We start from the raw sequence: 491 nt of genomic DNA, 5'->3' as shown, positions 1-491 counted from the left end.
CCGCCGCCCGTTGCTCGACGTGCCCCGCAAGAACGAACGCCTGCTCTCCGCCGCCACCGTGCCGGTCGGCCGGCTCCGGGCCGCCGCCGGCCGCCTCGGCTGCTCGGTGCTCGACGTCCACCTCGCCGCGCTCTCCCGCGCCGCCGAACGCTTCGACGCCACCGGCTGGACGGCCGAGGGCCGCCGCGCCCGCGGCTTCGGACTGCCCGTCGCGCTCGGCCACGACCCCGGCCAGCCCTACCTCGGCAACCGCTTCACCATGGCCCTGATCCCCGTCCCCTGGCAGGAACCCGACCTCGGCCGCCGCGCCCAGCTCATCGCCAGACACACCACCCGACTCAAGCCCCGCTCCGCCCGCTGGGCCCAGAGCGCCACCATCGGCCGGCTCGGACCCCGCGGCGTTGGAGCCGCCGGCCCCGAAGGAGCTGACCCCGGCGCGGCGCGGCAGCTCGCCCCGCTCGTCCCTGGCGCGCGGCCACGGGTCGGCGGCC

At 78.8% G+C, this 491-nt stretch carries 1 protein-coding gene; it reads left to right on the top strand.

Annotated elements, in window-relative coordinates; translation table 11 throughout:
- Positions 1 to 19 precede the first annotated feature (19 nt).
- Positions 20 to 491: hypothetical protein (locus E1283_RS36875; RefSeq protein WP_425086288.1), on the top strand; the 472-nt coding region annotated here is incomplete at its 3' end.

It is taken from the genome of Streptomyces hainanensis (assembly GCF_004348415.1).
Lineage (GTDB): Bacteria > Actinomycetota > Actinomycetes > Streptomycetales > Streptomycetaceae > Streptomyces > Streptomyces hainanensis.
The sequence above is the reverse complement of the archived record's forward strand: the minus strand, read 5'-3'. Positions and strand labels throughout refer to the sequence as shown.